This window comes from Roseobacter sp. MED193 (assembly GCF_000152965.1).
GTDB lineage: Bacteria > Pseudomonadota > Alphaproteobacteria > Rhodobacterales > Rhodobacteraceae > Pseudophaeobacter.
Genome location: NZ_CH902583.1, coordinates 1,859,101 through 1,875,511 on the forward strand (window position 1 = coordinate 1,859,101; position 16,411 = coordinate 1,875,511).

At 57.5% G+C, this 16,411-nt stretch carries 11 protein-coding genes and 1 other annotated feature; of the genes, 3 read left to right on the top strand and 8 right to left on the bottom strand.

Features of this window, described 5'->3' with window-relative positions; translation table 11 throughout:
- Positions 1–100: 100 nt before the first annotated feature.
- Positions 101–591: a sequence feature (16S ribosomal RNA rRNA prediction is too short), on the bottom strand.
- 691 nt (positions 592–1,282) lie between these two features.
- The 4 genes from MED193_RS11275 to MED193_RS11290 form a co-directional block, all read right to left on the bottom strand.
- Positions 1,283–3,265, bottom strand: coding sequence for an FAD-dependent oxidoreductase (locus MED193_RS11275; protein WP_009809852.1), 1,983 nt, complete (start codon positions 3,263–3,265; stop codon positions 1,283–1,285).
- A 2-nt stretch (positions 3,266–3,267) separates the two neighbouring features.
- Entirely contained in the window at positions 3,268–3,993 is a 726-nt protein-coding gene (locus MED193_RS11280) for an NAD(P)-binding domain-containing protein (RefSeq protein ID WP_009809853.1), read from the bottom strand.
- 1 nt (position 3,994) lies between these two features.
- The gene (locus MED193_RS11285; RefSeq protein ID WP_009809854.1) at positions 3,995–6,040 is read right to left on the bottom strand and encodes an NADH:flavin oxidoreductase; all 2,046 of its coding nucleotides are present in this window, start codon (positions 6,038–6,040) and stop codon (positions 3,995–3,997) included.
- Positions 6,041–6,146: 106 nt separating this feature from the next.
- A complete protein-coding gene (locus MED193_RS11290; RefSeq protein ID WP_039966849.1) occupies positions 6,147–7,709 on the bottom strand; it encodes a trimethylamine methyltransferase family protein in 1,563 nt (520 codons plus the stop codon).
- 105 nt (positions 7,710–7,814) lie between these two features.
- On the opposite strand from MED193_RS11290, the gene MED193_RS11295 reads away from it, so the two are divergent.
- Complete coding sequence (locus MED193_RS11295) at positions 7,815–8,456, top strand: TetR/AcrR family transcriptional regulator (RefSeq protein ID WP_009809856.1); 642 nt, start codon at positions 7,815–7,817, stop codon at positions 8,454–8,456.
- On the opposite strand, the gene MED193_RS11300 is transcribed toward MED193_RS11295, so the two are convergent.
- Positions 8,431–9,318 (bottom strand): LysR family transcriptional regulator, encoded by an 888-nt coding sequence (locus tag MED193_RS11300; RefSeq protein ID WP_009809857.1) that lies wholly within the window; start codon positions 9,316–9,318, stop codon positions 8,431–8,433. The genes MED193_RS11295 and MED193_RS11300 overlap by 26 nt on opposite strands.
- 94 nt (positions 9,319–9,412) lie before the next feature.
- Between MED193_RS11300 and MED193_RS11305 the strand changes: the two genes are divergently transcribed.
- Entirely contained in the window at positions 9,413–9,694 is a 282-nt protein-coding gene (locus MED193_RS11305) for a DUF1330 domain-containing protein (RefSeq protein ID WP_009809858.1), read from the top strand.
- 75 nt (positions 9,695–9,769) lie between these two features.
- Here the strand turns inward: MED193_RS11305 and fdhF are convergent, their stop codons facing one another.
- The 3 genes from fdhF to MED193_RS11320 all read right to left on the bottom strand — a co-directional run bounded on the left by fdhF (position 9,770) and on the right by MED193_RS11320 (position 15,233).
- Positions 9,770–12,544 (bottom strand): formate dehydrogenase subunit alpha, encoded by a 2,775-nt coding sequence (fdhF, locus tag MED193_RS11310; RefSeq protein WP_009809859.1) that lies wholly within the window; start codon positions 12,542–12,544, stop codon positions 9,770–9,772.
- 3 nt (positions 12,545–12,547) lie between these two features.
- Positions 12,548–14,236 carry an NAD(P)H-dependent oxidoreductase subunit E gene (locus MED193_RS11315; protein ID WP_039966127.1) on the bottom strand — a complete coding sequence of 563 codons (1,689 nt, stop codon included), beginning with the start codon at positions 14,234–14,236 and terminating at the stop codon, positions 12,548–12,550.
- Positions 14,237–14,333: 97 nt separating this feature from the next.
- The gene (locus tag MED193_RS11320) at positions 14,334–15,233 is read right to left on the bottom strand and encodes a LysR family transcriptional regulator (protein ID WP_009809861.1); all 900 of its coding nucleotides are present in this window, start codon (positions 15,231–15,233) and stop codon (positions 14,334–14,336) included.
- Between the two features lie 579 nt (positions 15,234–15,812).
- Here MED193_RS11320 and MED193_RS11325 point away from each other — a divergent pair.
- Positions 15,813–16,382, top strand: a complete 570-nt coding sequence (locus tag MED193_RS11325) for a hypothetical protein (protein WP_009809863.1) — start codon at positions 15,813–15,815, stop codon at positions 16,380–16,382.
- Positions 16,383–16,411: the final 29 nt, after the last annotated feature.

A 16,411-nucleotide genomic window follows, 5' to 3' on the forward strand; every position in this document is an offset into this window, starting at 1 on the left:
ACTCAAGACCAGGAGTTTACAAGGCAGTTCCGGGGTTGAGCCCCGGGATTTCACCTCATACTTCTGATCCGCCTACGTGCGCTTTACGCCCAGTAATTCCGAACAACGCTAACCCCCTCCGTATTACCGCGGCTGCTGGCACGGAGTTAGCCGGGGTTTCTTTACCAGATACTGTCATTATCATCTCTGGCGAAAGAGCTTTACGACCCTAGGGCCTTCATCACTCACGCGGCATGGCTGGATCAGGCTTGCGCCCATTGTCCAAGATTCCCCACTGCTGCCTCCCGTAGGAGTCTGGGCCGTGTCTCAGTCCCAGTGTTGCTGATCATCCTCTAAAACCAGCTATAGATCGTAGACTTGGTAGGCCGTTACCCCACCAACTATCTAATCTAACGCGGGCCGATCCTTCTCCGATAAATCTTTCCCCCGAAGGGCGTATAAGGTATTACTCACCGTTTCCAGTGGCTATTCCTTAGAAAAGGGCACGTTCCCACGCGTTACTAACCCGTCCGCCGCTCACTCCGAAGAGTGCGCTCGACTTGCATGTGTTAAGCCTGCCGCCAGCGTTCGTTCTGAGCCAGGATCAAACTCTCAAGTTGAAAAGCAATCGCTTGCTTATCCTTGACGTTCGAACCTCTGCACATCTCCAATACTCAAGGCCACCTTTGGGGGCAGGCCTCTATGTCCACCCGGCTAAGGATTGGACACGTATCGGAAGTCATCTGTTTGATGTACACAGTTTTCATAAGAAAACAGTGAACCGTTCAAACAGTGAAGCTGACACTCTATCATCGCGCTACCGCTTCGCTACTTGAGCGCCGCAATATTACTAAGAGCGTTGATATACAGACGTTGATCCATCGAAACGAACCAAACCGCCCACATATCTCTTCAGTTTTCATCAATGTCAAAGAGCTACACCCTCGAAGACAAAAATCCCAGCCGCGCCCCAATCTCTTGCTGCGCCGCCGTTCCTTCAGAACCCTCGGTGGTGACCGTCAGCGCCTCAGCGCCGCCGGTAGAGGGGGTTCTAAGTATAACCCCGGGGACCCGCAACCCAAAAACCAGTCAAATTCCACTTTTCTGCAAAAGAAATGTGATAAGTAAACAAAATCAACGCTCTAACAGGTAACAAAGTCAACTCAACTGACCCTTTTTACAGCACCCCTGCCCCCAAAAGGACCCCAATCCCACGAGTCACCCGCACAACCAGAACTTACCCACAGACTTAATCACAGACTCACAAGTGATTCACGGACAAGAATGCGAAACAGGGGCGACCTTAAAGTGTCAGCGCCACCGATCTGCCCTCATAAATCGCCTGAGCAGCAAGTCGCGGCGCGTTTGCATCCCCGATCAGCTGCGGCGCACACCCTTTTGACAGCAGCGAGTCGCGCAGGGACATATCAGCAAAATTGGGTGTCGCCATGATCAGATCCTGCGCCAAAATTTCTGAGCGTTGCCCGGTGAGCAATGATTGGATCTCTGCCCCCTGGGCGCCCCACCGGGTAACGGCTGCCTCTGTCACAAACTGGACGCTCAGTTTGGCCAAAGAACGGCGCAGGTCCGCATCTGTCGCTGAGCGTTGCAATTCTTTGCCGATAAATGCATCCGGAGTCACTAGGGTCACCTGATGGTTCCTTTCAGCCAAATACCAGGCGGTACCGCAACCACGCCAGTTCCCCCCTTCATCCAGGACCACAACGTCTCTGCCCAGTCGAGCCCGCCCAGCCAGAACATCTTCGCAGGACCAGACATGTCCCCGCTCAAGACCCGGCAATGTGGCCACATGGGGAAACGCTTTCTGAAATCCGGTTCCAACAGGCTGGGAGCCCGTGGCCAAAATCACCCTATCCGCCCGCTGGGCAAGGATGTCGTCCTGATCAAAATATGTGTTGAGCTGTATTGTAACGCCCAGGCTGCCCAACTGTCGTTCGTACCACTCTATCAGGTCGGTGATCTGGGCACGACGTGGTTGCAGCCCGGCAAGACGGAACTGACCGCCAAGGGACGGACCTGCCTCTGCCAGTGTTACCTGGTGCCCGCGCTCGGCGGCGACCCGCGCAGCCTCTAGCCCAGCCGGGCCGCCGCCCACCACCAAGATCCGTTTGGGCGCCACGGTCGCAGTAAAACGATCTCCGCCCCAATCCGCCTCGCGGCCAACCGAAGGGTTCACCAGACAGGAGATCCAATAATCCCGTCCCCGTCGGCCCCAACACTGCTGATTACAGGAAAGACAGCCACGTATGTCCCCGCTGCGGCTCTGAGCAGCCTTATTGACCAGATGCGGATCGGCAATCTGGCCACGGACGATAGAGACCAGATCCGCCTGCCCTGCACCAAGCAGTGTATTGGCGTTCTCGGGGGTTCGAATATGGCTTTCGGCGATCACCAGAGCCTGCCCCGTCACTGGTCTGAGTGTCTCAGCCAAATCGGCCCCCAGCATCTCTGCCTGCTGGAAACTGGGAATGAGCCGAGAAAAGTCAAAATAGGAGCCAGATCCGACGGTCACATAGTCCATCAGCCCCTGCACATCATGCAAGGCGACAATGTCTTTCATACTCTCGCGGCTAAGCGCCACCGCAACGCCCGGCTCGTCATTCACTGACAGGCCAATGATGAAATTTTCGCCACAGGCCGCGCGGATGCGGCGCAGGATCTCTCGGGAAAGCCGCGTGCGGTTTTCAAGACTGCCCCCCCATTTATCATCGCGCTGATTGGAAAAGGGGGTCCAGAACTGATCCAGCAGACAATGATAAGCAGCCCAGACCTCGACCCCGTCAAAGCCTGCCTTTTGGCAGCGGATAGCGGCCTGCACGAAACCTTCGATGGTTTCTTCGATTTCCGCCTCAGACATGGCATGGCTGCCATCACTGTCGTGATAGCTGGGCCCACCGGAGGGTGACCAGGCGGCGTGCCAGGAGTTATCCTGATCGCCGTGCGCCCCAACATGATATAGCTGTTGGATCATCACCGCTCCGGCCTCTTGGCAGGGCTGCACCAATTCGCGGAAATGCGGGATCACCGCGTCAGATGAATGTAAGAAATTGCCACGGGTGAGGATCGCCGAAGCATGTACAGGCATCGGCTCCACCACGATCATCGCCGCCCCACCTAAGGCGCGTTCCAGATAATAGGCGGAATGGGCCGCGCCCGGAAGGCCGCTACGCGCCATATTGGTGGTGTGAGCGCCAAAGACCACGCGGTTGCGCAGGGTTTTGTGGCGTAGTTTTACTGGCTGAAAAATATGAGTGTAGCTTTGCATCTTTACCCCTCCAGGGCATCCAGCCCAGCCGCAAGCTCCGCCCCCATGCCTGCATTCTCCATATGGTGACGCAGGCGCTGGTTATAGCCACCGGGGGTATTCAACGCCTCCAGCAGATCAGCCGCAGAGCTGTCTGCCAGTGAGCTGGAAATCAGCTTCCGCAAGAAGGCCTCGCCCTGCGCCGGATCTGAGACCCGGGCCGCAAGCCAGTTGCTGGCATCAGAGGTCATGCGCGCAACCGGCGACAGAATGGCTTGAGCACAGAGATAGGCCTCGAGCTCGCCGGCATCGCGGAGCATGAACAGGGCGTTGTGCGGGGCAAAGATCCGCTCCAACAAGTCCTCATCTCCCAGTGCCATGATGGCAGAACCGCCCTGGGCAATGCCCGGAAATGGCATCATCACCGCTGAGACGTGAGCCGGTGCAACCAACCCTGCGACTTGATCCAGGTCCGCCCCCGCCATAAAGGAGACAACCCGCAGATCTCGCCGGAAAGTCAGCGCTGCCAGGATGGGCGGGGCGGCCTGCAGCATAAGGCCCAGGAAAACCACATCGCTGTGATCCAGGATCTCTTGCAGCTCGGCGATCTGTACCTCCGCAATATTGGCTGCCAGCACCTCCGAGTTCGCTCTGCTGCGTGCCGAAATGCGGATCTCATGACCGCGCCCAGCCAGGCCTTGCACAACGGCAGAGGCAATGGTTCCGGTGCCAATAAATCCAAGCCGCATCTCAGATATCCTTTAACAGGCGCAGGGCATCGTAGATGGCTGCATGGGTATTGCGCGCGGCCACTGCATCCCCAATGCGAAACAGCTGGAACGCCCCCTCAGGATTGCTGACAATGGTCTGCGGTTTGCCTTCGATCAGCGCATTTTGGTCCACCTCGCCCCGGTTCGAAGAAAGGTCTTTGAGATCAAAATACAGCTCGTCCAGCGGCAGTGTCCCGTAGTTCACCACCACCTGGTCATACTGCGCCTCAGAGGTGTGGCTGCTGTAGTCGGTGCCAATGGTCGCCGTCAGCTGATTGCCACTGGGCGTGACCGAAAGAAGACGGCGCGTAACGGTAAAACGCACATCCTTATCCTGCAACGCGCGCATATAGGGTACCAGGTTCATCGCCATGATATCTGGCGCAAAGGTTCGGTCCGGTGTCATCACCTCAACCTTTGCCCCGGTATTGGCAGCAACTTCAGCAGACATGACTCCGGGATGATCGCCGCTTTCGTCATAAATCAGTACATTTGCGCCCGGCTTTACATCTCCCGATATAATGTCCCAGCTGGTCACCACATTTGCAGCCTCCTGCGCGGTTTCATGTAGCATGGTGTTGGGCATGCCACCCGTCGCCACGATCACCACATCAGGCTGCAACGCAGTCACATCTGCCGCCTCGGCCCAGGTGTTAAAGCGAAACTCCACATCGCGCGCCGCACATTGCGCCATACGCCACTCGATGATCGAGATCATCTCAGCACGGCGGGGGTTCTGCACTGTCAGACGGATCTGGCCACCAGGATCGGGCTGCGCCTCAAACACGGTCACTGCATGGCCGCGTTCTGCCGCCACCCGCGCCGCCTCCAGACCGCCAGGGCCGGCCCCGATAACCACAACTTTCTTTTGCTGTTCCGCAGGTGCAATATCATGGGGCATGGTGACTTCGCGCCCCGTGGCCGGGTTGTGAATGCACAATGCCTCACCCGCCTGATAGATCCGATCCAGACAATAGGTAGCGCCGACACAGGGGCGGATATCATCTTCGCGCCCCTCTATGATTTTGCGCACCACATGGGGGTCAGCCATATGGGCACGCGTCATGCCCACCATATCCAACAGTCCCGAGGCCACCGCATGGCGGGCAGTCGCCACATCCGGAATTTTGGAGGCGTGGAAGGTCGGCATACCCGTGGCAGCGCGCACCGACCCGGCAAAATCCAGATGCGGGGCATTCTTCATGCCCTGCACTGGGATCATATCGGTCATCGCCGGATCGGTATGGATACGCCCACGGTTGACGTTGAGATAGTCAACCTGACCCGTGTCTTTCAGGATCTTGGCGATCTCCACGCCCATCTCAGGCGTGATACCACCCTCGTGGGCCTCATCCGGGGCAAAGCGTACCCCAAGCACAAAATCTTCGCCAACGCGCTGACGCACCGCGGCAATAATATCCGTGGTGAGCCGCATCCGGCTTTCCAAATGTTCCCGCCCATAGGGGCCATCCAGATCATTGGTCAGCGGTGAGATAAACTGGTCCAGCAGATGGCCATGGGTCATGATTTCTAACCCGTCCATACCACCAGCCTTCATCCGTTCCGCCGCATCAGCAAAATCCGAGATAATGCGCGAGATATCCCAATCCTCAGCCAGTTTAGGAAAGGCGTGATGGGCTGGTTCGCGGTGACGGGTTGAGGACACCGCCGGCAGCCAGTCCCCCTTATTCCAATGGGTGCGCCGCCCAAGGTGCGTAAGCTGAATCATCACTGCGGCCCCGTGTTCATGCACCTGATCCGTCATATTGCGGATCCACGGCACCACCTCATCCTTATAGGCGAGGATATTGTTGAACACCGGCGGGCTGTTGCGCGATACAGCCGCCGAACCCGCTGTCATGGTCAGTGCGACCCCAGCCTTGGCCCGTTCGGCGTGATAGGCCGCGTAACGCTGTTTTGGCATTCCATCTTCGGGATAGGCCGGTTCATGGCTCGTCGTCATGATCCGATTGCGCAGGGTCAGGTGTTTTAATGTGTAGGGCTGCAAAAGTGGATCGTTGGACATCGGTTTTTCTTTCCTGGGAAAAGGCCTTGGGTCAGTTGTTAACGAGTAGTCTGAGTGAAACGGCCCCCGGTGGCTAAATACAGCCCCCAGAGGCCCATCAGGGCAATTAATACCAGGCGTCTGGCATTGCAGTTTTGGTCTTGGCGATGAACTCTTGCAGCGCCTCATCGGTGCCCGGGTCCATATAGGGCGCTTCATAACTGGCCAGCTGCGCCTTCCAGCGTCCGTTGGCGCGGGTCGCAGCATCGATTCCACCTTGCTCATCCCAGCTCTCCCAGGGTTGGTGGTCATCCAAGGCGCTGTCCCAATAGGCGCTCTGATAATGGCGCAGGGTATGCTGGGTGGCAAAGAGATGTTGCCCTGGCCCGCCTTCCGCCAGCGCCTCAAATCCCAAAGTATCCTCGTTGATTTCAAACCCTTTGAGGTAGGAGTGCAAAGCACCACAAAGATCGGCGTCGAGCATGAATTTCTCGTAGGACATAGACAACAGCCCGTCGAGAAAACCGGCTGAATGCAGAATGAAATTGGCACCACAGTGCACCGCAGACATCATCGACATCATCGATTGCTGCATCGCCTGTGCATCCGGCAGTTTAGAGGTGGAGAAATTTCCGGCACAGCGTAGGGGCAACTTCAACCGCCGCGCCAATTGCCCCATGGCCAGCGAACCCAGCGCCGGCTCAGGCGTCCCAAAGGTTGGTGAGCCGGTGCGCAGCGACATGGAGCTAATGAAGGACCCCAAGACAGCAGGAGACCCCGGGCGCACCAATTGTGTAATTGCGCAAGAGACCATGCTTTCGGCCAAACACTGGGCCACTGATCCTGCGACCGTCAGCGGAGAAACCGCGCCGCCCAGCAAAAACGGCAAATGGATAGATCCCTGCCCGGCCGCCGCATAGGCACGAATGCCACGAGTGGTTACCCCATCTAACACCATCGGCGAGGTGGTGTTAAAGTTCCCCATGATCACGCAGTTCTGGTCAACAAACTCAGCACCAAACAGAATACGGCACATCTCGATACTGTCTTCGGCCCGTTCCGGCGCGGTGATCGATCCCAGGAAGGCACGATCAGAATAGCGCATATGGGCATAGACCATATCCAAATGACGTTTATTCACCGCAACATCGGTCGGCTCGCAGATGGTGCCGCCCGAATGGTGCAGATTGGGGCTCATCTGTGCCAGTTTTACGAAATTCTCAAAATCCGCAATCGTGCCATAGCGCCGCCCCTTATCGAGATCCATCACAAAGGGTGACCCATACGAGGGGGCAAAGACCATGGCATCGCCACCGATCTCTACCGTATTTTCCGGATTACGCGCCACTTGGGTGAACCGTTCTGGCGCTGTGCTCAGGATTTCGCGGATCATTCCTGGCGCAAACTTTAGGTTCCAACTGTCAGCGGTCAGATCGCTGACCTCAGCGCCGGCCGCGCGAAACAGTTCCACCACTTCAGCGTCTTCGCGAAATTCGATGCCAATCTCAGCCATGATCCGCTCTGCGGTGGCCTCGATCCGATCCAGGCCTTCCTCCGACAGGATATCATAGGTCGGAATGTTGCGCGTGATGAAGGCCGTCTTCAGATGTGCGTTCTGCCCCGGTTCTGCACTGCGACCTTCGCCGCGGCGGGATCGACGGCCCCGTGTTTTCAACTGCGCTTCACTCATGCCATTGGCCTCCCCGGACATTTGCCTCTCGACACATATGTCAGCAAAACAATCACACCCGTCAACTCCATTGCGACAGTCAGGTGTCGGTGTTAGGACATTGGCATGAATATTCAGAACCCTTCCCGCCCACCCACCTCAGAAGAAGCCTGGCTGACAGCCGCTTATGAAGAGCTGACCAACACAGGCGTAGAAGCGGTAAAAATTATGACGCTCGCCAAACGGCTCGGGGTCTCGCGCACCAGCTTTTACTGGCATTTCAAGGATCGCGGCGCGTTGCTGGAGGCGATGATCCGCCACTGGGAAGACAAGAATACCGGCAATCTGGTTGCCCGCACCGAAGCCTATGCGGCCAATGTATCGGAAGCGATCTTCAATCTGTTTGATTGCTGGCTGGATACAGAGCTCTTCGATTCGGCGTTAGATCTGGCGATCCGAAACTGGGCCCGCAATGATGCCGCCTTACAACCGCGACTGGACCGGGCGGATGCCCGCCGTGAGACGGCGATGGCGGCGATGCTGGAACGATTTGGATACAGCAAGGATTCAGCCTTGGTGCGGGCGCGGACCATGATCTACACCCAGATCGGCTATATCTCGATGCAAATCCAACAGCCTGAGGACCGGCGTCTGGCGCGCATGCCCGACTACATCGAAGTCTTTACTGGTCAACGTCCGGCGCAGAACGACATTGATCGATTTATGGCCCGCCACCGCTCTCCTAGGGCAGGCTCTGAATCTGGGTAAAATCATCGCGCCGGGTTCGGAAAAACTGCTTCAAAGCCACCTTCAAGGCCCGAACCTTTGCGGATTGCAACAGATCCTGATGGCTCAACACCCAGATCGGCGCATAGTCCTGCGGCTCCAATCCTGGCAAAGGCTGCAGTTCAGGGTCGTTGCGCCCCAGATAAACCGGCATGCGTGTGACCCCCAGCCCAGCCTTTGCTGCCGCAATCAGCGAGGTCATATCGTCAAACCGCGCTCGAATGCGATAGTTGGGGTAGAGCGCCAAAGCAGATTTTGGTGGGGTAGAATGGCCCGTATAGATGACCCAGTCCAATGTCGCACTGGGATCTGAAATCGCCCCTGCCACGATCTCGGGGAGGGCCACGCAGGTGGTTTTTTGATCCGCCAAATGCAAACCAACCAGATTGTCACCAGGGGATTTGCTGATCCGGATCGCCAGATCCGCCTCCCGCCGCGTCAAATCCAGGACGTCGTTTGTGGCCCGTACCGTCAGTTCGATCTCTGGGTTGTCGCGACAGAACCCGGCCAGAAAGGGCGCGAGATGAGTCTGAATCAACAATTGCGGCGCCGTCAAGGTCAGGGGACCAGAAAGCCCTTGGTCGCGGCCAGACAAATGGCGAAGTGCCGCCTGCTCCTGCACCTCCATCCGCGCCGCAGCTCTGGCCAGCTCTTCTGCTTCTGGACTGGCAAAATACCCCTCGGGACGGCGCTCAAACAGGGGACGGCCCAGCATCTCTTCCGCCCGTTGTACCCGGCGCGCCACGGTGGTGTAGCTCACCGATAGCGCGTCAGCCGCACCGGCCAGCGTGCCCGCCCGCACCAGAGCCAGAATCGTGCGCATGTCATCCCAATTGATCTGCATGCGTGCATTTTTGCATGGGTGACACGCAAATGCATGTGTTTTCTTGCCCCTGCAGTCCCTCCATCTCTTTGACATCACAATGGAAGGATAAAAGATGGCTTATGTATATGTGAATCTCGTGCTGGAAGACCCCGAAACCATGGCGGCCTACCGTGAAAAAGCTGGAGCCGCCCTGCAGAAGCACGGTGCCAAACCTTTAGTGTCAACACCGCAGCAAACAGTGATCGAGGGAACCCGTGATGAAACAGGCATTGGCGTGATTTTGCAATTCCCCGACGTCGAAGCTGCCAAGGCCTGGATCGAGGACCCCGAATTGCAAGAGACCCACGCCCTGCGCCGCGCTGCAGGCCAGTCAGCTATTACGCTGCTGGCCTAGTCTGGCACAGGTAGACCAAAAATGGTGGCGGCGTCCTGTCGACGCCGCCACTTTTCTACCTCTATGGCCAAGTGGCTATTCTGCGGCCAGCTGGCTCTGGGCCTTTTCGATCTTCACCGCTGAAAATTTGAATTCAGGGATCTTACCGTAAGGATCCAGCGCCGGATTGGTCAGGATATTGGCGGCCGCCTCCACATAGGCGAAAGGCACAAAGACCATATCCTCGGCAATGGCGCGATCTGCGCGGGCCATGATCTCGATCGATCCGCGACGGGTTGACAGGCGCACCATCTCGCCGGGCTCGACCCCCAGGGCACGCAGCGTCTTGGGGTTGAGGGAGCAGTTGGCTTCGGGCTCCACCGCGTCCAAGACCAGCGAGCGGCGTGTCATCGATCCAGTATGCCAATGTTCCAACTGTCGGCCCGTGGTCATGATCATCGGGTATTCGGCATCTGGTGCCTCATCCGGCGCGATGACACTGGCAGGCGTGAAGCGCGCGCGACCTTCGGTGCGCGGGAACCCATCGCCAAACACGATCGCCTGACCGGGGTCGGTCTCATGCAGCGACGGGTAGGTGATGGTCTCGGTCTTCAGACGCTCCCAGGTGATATTGTCGAGCGACTTCATGTTGAGCTTCATCTCAGCAAAGACCTCGGAAACATCGCTGTAATCCCAGGGCAGGCCAATGCGCTGCGCCAGCTCAACCGTAATCTTCCAATCCTCACGTGCCTCCCCCGGAGGGGCAACGGCGGGGCGGACCCGCTGCACCTGGCGGTTGGTGTTGGAGACGGTGCCGTTCTTTTCATAAAGCGCCGAGGCGGGCAGGATGATATCGGCAAAATTCGCCGTCTCGGTCAGGAAGATATCCTGCACGATCATCAGATCCAGCTTGGCAAAGGCCTCGCGGGCGTGATCGGCATCAGGGTCCGACATCGCCGGGTTTTCACCCTGAATATACATGCCCTTGATAGTGCCCGCATAGGCTTGATCGACGATCTCGGTCACGGTGAGGCCCTTCTCGTTCGAGAAGTCGCCACCGCCCCAGACATCGGTAAAGCTCTTGCGGATGCCATCATCCATGACCGACTGATAGTCGGGCAGAAACATCGGGATAAGACCCGCGTCCGAGGCCCCCTGCACGTTGTTCTGTCCCCGCAGCGGATGCAGGCCCGCGCCAGGCTTGCCGACATTGCCGGTCATCAGCGCCAGACTGATCAGGCAGCGCGAATTATCGGTGCCATGGATGTGCTGAGAGATCCCCATGCCCCAAAAGATCAGCCCGGCATTGGAATTGGCAAAGAGACGCGCCACGCGGCGCAGCTGTTCTGGTTCAATCCCGCAGATCTTTGACATCGCTTCCGGGGTGAACTGCTTTAGGTGCTCTTTCTCCGCCTCCCAGTTTTCGGTCCAGCGGTGGATATACTGGCTGTCGTAGAGCTCTTCTTCGACGATCACATTCATGATCGCGTTCAGCATCGACACATCGGCGCCGGGGCGGAATTGCAGCATCTCAGTCGCGTAGCGGCGCATGCCGACGCCGCGCGGATCCATCACGATCAGCTTACCACCGCGTTTGGTGAACTGCTTGAAGTAGGTCGCCGCAACGGGGTGGTTCTCGATCGGGTTGGAGCCGATGATGATGGCCACATCAGCGTTTTCGATCTCGTTGAAGGTTGCTGTTACCGCACCAGAGCCGACATTCTCGATCAGCGCTGCCACGGACGACGCATGGCACAGACGGGTGCAATGATCGACGTTGTTGTGCTTGAAGCCTTGGCGGATGAACTTCTGGAAGAGATATGCCTCTTCATTGGTGCATTTTGCCGAGCCAAAACCCGCCACTGATTTGGGATCTTCATCGCGCAGGGCTTTTAGGCGTGTACCTGCCAGCTCCATGGCTTCGTCCCAGGTGGCTTCGCGGAAGTGGGTGGCCAGATCACCAGGATCGACATTGAGCCCTTTGGCAGGCGCGTCGTCGCGGCGGATCAGTGGTTTGGTCAGTCGATGGGGGTGGTGGATATAGTCAAAGCCAAAGCGCCCTTTGACGCAAAGACGGCCCTCGTTAGCGGGGCCATTGATGCCTTCGACATGTTTGACCTTGCCGTCCTTGACTTTGAGGCTGACCTTGCAGCCCACACCACAAAAGGGGCAGACGCTTTCGGTCTCGGAATCATAGTCCTTCAGATCCCCCACGCCCTGATCATCCAGAACGGCTGCAGGCATCAAGGCTCCTGTTGGGCAGGCCTGAACACATTCACCACAGGCCACACAGGAGGACGCACCCATGTCATCGGCAATATCAAACACCGGATAGGCATCATGGCCGCGACCAGCCATGCCGATCACGTCATTGACCTGAACTTCGCGGCAGGCCCGCACACAAAGGCCACAGGAGATACAGGCATCCAGGTTAACGCTCATCGCAACATGGCTGTCATCGAGCAACGGAATACGGCCCTCTTCCAGCTTGGGGAATCGTGACTCCGAAACCCCGTTGAGCTCGGCCATATCCCAAAGATGCGAAGACTTGTCGTGCGCCTCTTCCTGTTTCGGCTGATCGGCAACCAAGAGTTCCATCACCATCTTGCGGGCGCCTTCGGCACGCGCGTTATTGGTGGTGACAACCATGCCATCAAAGGGTTCGCGAATGCAGGACGCCGCCAACGTGCGCTCTCCTTCGATCTCGACCATACAGGCGCGGCAGTTGCCGTCGGGGCGATAACCTGGCTGCGGCTTGTGGCACAGGTGCGGGATCTTGAGCCCTCGGCCGTTGGCGACTTCCCAGATGGTCAGCCCCGCATCTGCGGTGATCTGTTCGCCATCAAGGGTAAAGGTAATTTGCTCAGACATAGCTCAGACCTCCTCGGGGAAGTGTTTGATGGTCAGACGGATAGGATTGGGCGCGGCCTGGCCCAGGCCACAGATCGAGGTATCGACCATGGCGGTGCTCAGCTCTTCCAGAAGATCCTGATCCCACTTTTTCTCGCTCATCAGCTTGACGGCTTTTTCACAGCCCACCCGGCAGGGGGTGCACTGGCCGCAGCTTTCATCCTCGAAAAAGCGCAGCATGTTCAGCGCCGCATCACGGGCCGAGTCCTGATCGGACAGGACAACCACAGCGGCCGAACCGATAAAGCTGCCATGCGGCTGCAGAGTGTCAAAATCAAGCGGCACATCATTCATCGAGGCAGGCAATAGGCCCGAAGAAGGCCCCCCCGGCTGATAGGCCTTGAAGGCATGCCCCTCCAGCATACCGCCGCAGGCCTCGATAATGTCGGTGATGGTGGAGCCGGCGGGCAGCAGATGCACGCCGGGGTTCTTGACGCGACCAGACACGGAATAGCTGCGCAGACCTTTGCGGCCATTCTTTTCAACCGAATTGAGGCACTCAGGGCCTTCGCGGTTGATCTTGCAAACCCAATAAAGCGTCTCGACATTGTGCACCAGCGTTGGGCGGCCAAAGATGCCCACCTGCGCCACAAAGGGCGGACGGTGACGCGGTTCGCCGCGCTTGCCTTCGATCGATTCAATCATGGCGCTTTCTTCGCCACAGATATAGGCCCCTGCCCCACGGCGCAGGGCGATATAGCCCGGCTCAACGATCGCGGCCTCTTCCAACGCTGTGATCTCACGGCGCAGAATTTCCAGCACCGCAGGGTATTCGTCGCGCATGTAGATAAAGGCTTTCTCTGCTTCCACAGCCCAGGCCGCCATCAACATGCCTTCAAGGAAGACATGGGGGGTACGTTCCAGATAGTAGCGATCTTTGAAGGTGCCGGGCTCGCCCTCGTCACCATTCACCGCCAGATAGCGTGGTCCTTCATTGGCACGTACAAAGCCCCATTTGGTACCTGAGGGAAATCCTGCACCGCCGAGACCGCGCAGACCGGCCTCTTTGACTTTCTCCTGCACCGCTTCCCAATTGCCACCCCCACGCAGCTCTTTCAGCGTGGCATAGCCGCCTTCGGCCTCATAGGCGGCAAAGGTTTCGTAGTCAGGGATATGCGCATGAGTGTCATCCGAGGCAATCGCCGCCTCGACCTTTTCTAGCGTCGCGTGGTCGATGTGATTGTGGCCGATTTCCAGCACCGGCGCAGTATCGCAACGGCCCATGCAGGGCGCCCGAAGCACACGCACTTGTGAGGCATCCAGCCCGTCTTCCAACGCCTTTTGCAACTGCTCGGCACCGGCCAATTCGCAGGACAGGGAATCACAGACCCGGATGGTCAGCGCAGGCGGCGGTGTCTCACCTTCCTTCACCACATCAAAATGCGCATAGAAGGACGCAACTTCGTAAATCTCGGCCTGGCCGGTGCGCATCTCTTCTGCCAGCGCACGGATATGCGGGGCGCTCAGATGACCATAAGCATCCTGAATCAGGTGCAGAAATTCGATCAGCATATCCCGGCTACGGGGCTGCTCGCCCAGAAGTTCCAGAACCTCGCTATGCGCCTGATCCTCCAGCTGGCGGCCCTTGGGCGTTTTACGCCCTTTGCCTTTGCCGGATTTCCAGACGCCCTTGCTATTGTCCAATGGTGCCACGCTGACCTCCAAAAATTCGCACGTGCCTTTTCTCGGCACATGTCATCAGGAAATCATATCGTCAAATCGAATGTGGGAAATGCGCAATAACGAAAATTTATGATGCAAAGGCGGCAACCACTCGCCGCAAAGAGGCAACTGTCGTCAGTTCCGGATCGCGCTGCAGGCAGGCAAGACAGATCGGACGCGCCTGCGATTCCATCTCCCCAGCACTCACCAATCCCAGCGCGCGGGTTCCGCCGATCGGCCCCAAAGCATCCGCCAGTGCGCGCGGCAGGATGGTGGCAACCGCGCCTTCGCGGGCCATGATAATTGCCGACATAAATCCACTGGATTCAGACATCACTTCGGGTTTCAACTCCAGCCCCGCAAAAATCCGGTCAAGAATACGTCGATTCTGCATACCCGGCTCCAACAGACTGAGAGGCAGAGCTGCTGCGTCCTGCCAGCTGATACTATCGCCCATCTGGGCCACCATGGTCTCTGGCGCCAGCAGCACATAGCTTTCTTCATAGAGATCAGTAATCGTCACCAATCCGGGCGGCACGCTATCGCTATAGGTCACGCCTGCATCAATGGTCCCATCCAGTAGCCGCTGCTGGATGGCCATAGAGGTTGTCACGTCAATATGAACCAGAACGCGCGGATGCACCTCGTGCAGACGGTTCACCAGTTGTGCGGCAAAGGCCGTCGCCGTGGGCACCACCCCCATCATCAGAGTGCCGGTCACCTCCCCGCGTGAAGCAGCGATCTCCTGATCCAGCGCCTTGGCGTCGTCAAGAATTCCGCGCGCACGGCGCACGATCATCTCACCTTCCCCGGTTAGCCCCTGGAAGCGGTTGCCACGGCGTACAATGGAGAGACCCAATTTCTGCTCTAGATTGCGAATGCGCATCGAAAAGGCGGGCTGCGACATCCCACAGTCTTTGGCCGCTTTGGCAAAATGCTGATGCCGTGCGAGAGCCGTCAACAATTGGAGATCTCTGAGTTCTATCATCCTGCGACCATAGTGCGGGAAACCGCCAAGACGCAATCAATGCGATGCCCTTTCCCCACAGGCTCAGAAGACGAGAAAGCCTGGGGCGCGAACATTCCCCACAAGCGCCCATAAAACCGAAGTCTGAGAATCGTGTTTAAGGCCTGGGCGAATTTGAGCCTCAAGCGAAGAGCAGCGGGACAAGCCGATTCTAAACTTCTTGGGTCCTGTCAAATAGAAATACACCCCTAGGCTGCACTATTTTTGGCTCAGATACTGACTCCTGGCCCCGTGAAAGCCCAAAGTACAGAGAACTGTATCTAATATTCGTGCGAAATCCGCACCGGGCCGTTGCCGATAAACAGCCCAAAAATCATCTTTTTAGAGGACAAAAACACAGCGTAATCAGTATTTTGGTGATAAAGCATCGTACTGATATTACGTTAAGGTCACCTATCCCGAGCCCGCCGTCCAGCCATAAGACCAAGTCTGTCGCCCCGCTCCCAGCCAGCCTAAAACTTGACCAGTTAAGACCTCGGTAAGTCGCCAACCATACCCTTGAACGACCCAAATTGGACGGACACTGCTGAGGAGCATCTAATGCGTACCCTAACGATTGCATCTATTTTTGCCCTATCAACCCTGCCTGCTTTTGCCTCTGACTATCAGGCTGCAATGGCAGGATATCTTGAAACCAATATCCGCAGCTGGGCTCAATCCCAGGTTCTGGTTGACGCCATTTCTAGCCAAAATGGTGAAACAAATGCCATGGCCCAAGCCGATGTAGATGCCCTGGATCTCCAGTGGCGCGCTGAAGTCGGCACAGGCGACTCCGCTTTGATCAACGACGTGCTGAACAACGCAGCGGCAGACTTTCTGCGCGCTCAGGTTGAAGCCTCAGGTGGCCGGATCACCGAGGTTTTTATCATGGATGGGCAGGGTCTGAATGTTGCGGCCTCTGGTACGACATCTGACATGTGGCAAGGAGACGAAGCCAAGTTTCAGAAGACCTATAGCGTTGGTTCGGATGCCGTCCATTTTGGCGAAGTTGAATTGGATGAATCCAGCCGCCGATATCAAGCCCAGATCTCCCTGACGATCGTCGATGCGGAGTCCGGTGCCGCCATCGGTGCAATGACTGTAGGCGTCGACGCTGACTCCTTAATGTAAAACTCAACCAGCAAACAGCTCACCGCAGA

Bases quoted from the DNA above. Each gene is read 5' to 3' on its own strand.
- MED193_RS11275 (WP_009809852.1), bottom strand. From the start codon at position 3,265: ATGCAAAGCTACACTCATATTTTTCAGCCAGTAAAACTACGCCACAAA.
- MED193_RS11280 (WP_009809853.1), bottom strand. From the start codon at position 3,993: ATGCGGCTTGGATTTATTGGCACCGGAACCATTGCCTCTGCCGTTGTG.
- MED193_RS11285 (WP_009809854.1), bottom strand. From the start codon at position 6,040: ATGTCCAACGATCCACTTTTGCAGCCCTACACATTAAAACACCTGACC.
- MED193_RS11290 (WP_039966849.1), bottom strand. From the start codon at position 7,709: ATGAGTGAAGCGCAGTTGAAAACACGGGGCCGTCGATCCCGCCGCGGC.
- MED193_RS11295 (WP_009809856.1), top strand. From the start codon at position 7,815: ATGAATATTCAGAACCCTTCCCGCCCACCCACCTCAGAAGAAGCCTGG.
- MED193_RS11300 (WP_009809857.1), bottom strand. From the start codon at position 9,318: ATGCAGATCAATTGGGATGACATGCGCACGATTCTGGCTCTGGTGCGG.
- MED193_RS11305 (WP_009809858.1), top strand. From the start codon at position 9,413: ATGGCTTATGTATATGTGAATCTCGTGCTGGAAGACCCCGAAACCATG.
- fdhF (WP_009809859.1), bottom strand. From the start codon at position 12,544: ATGTCTGAGCAAATTACCTTTACCCTTGATGGCGAACAGATCACCGCA.
- MED193_RS11320 (WP_009809861.1), bottom strand. From the start codon at position 15,233: ATGATAGAACTCAGAGATCTCCAATTGTTGACGGCTCTCGCACGGCAT.
- MED193_RS11325 (WP_009809863.1), top strand. From the start codon at position 15,813: ATGCGTACCCTAACGATTGCATCTATTTTTGCCCTATCAACCCTGCCT.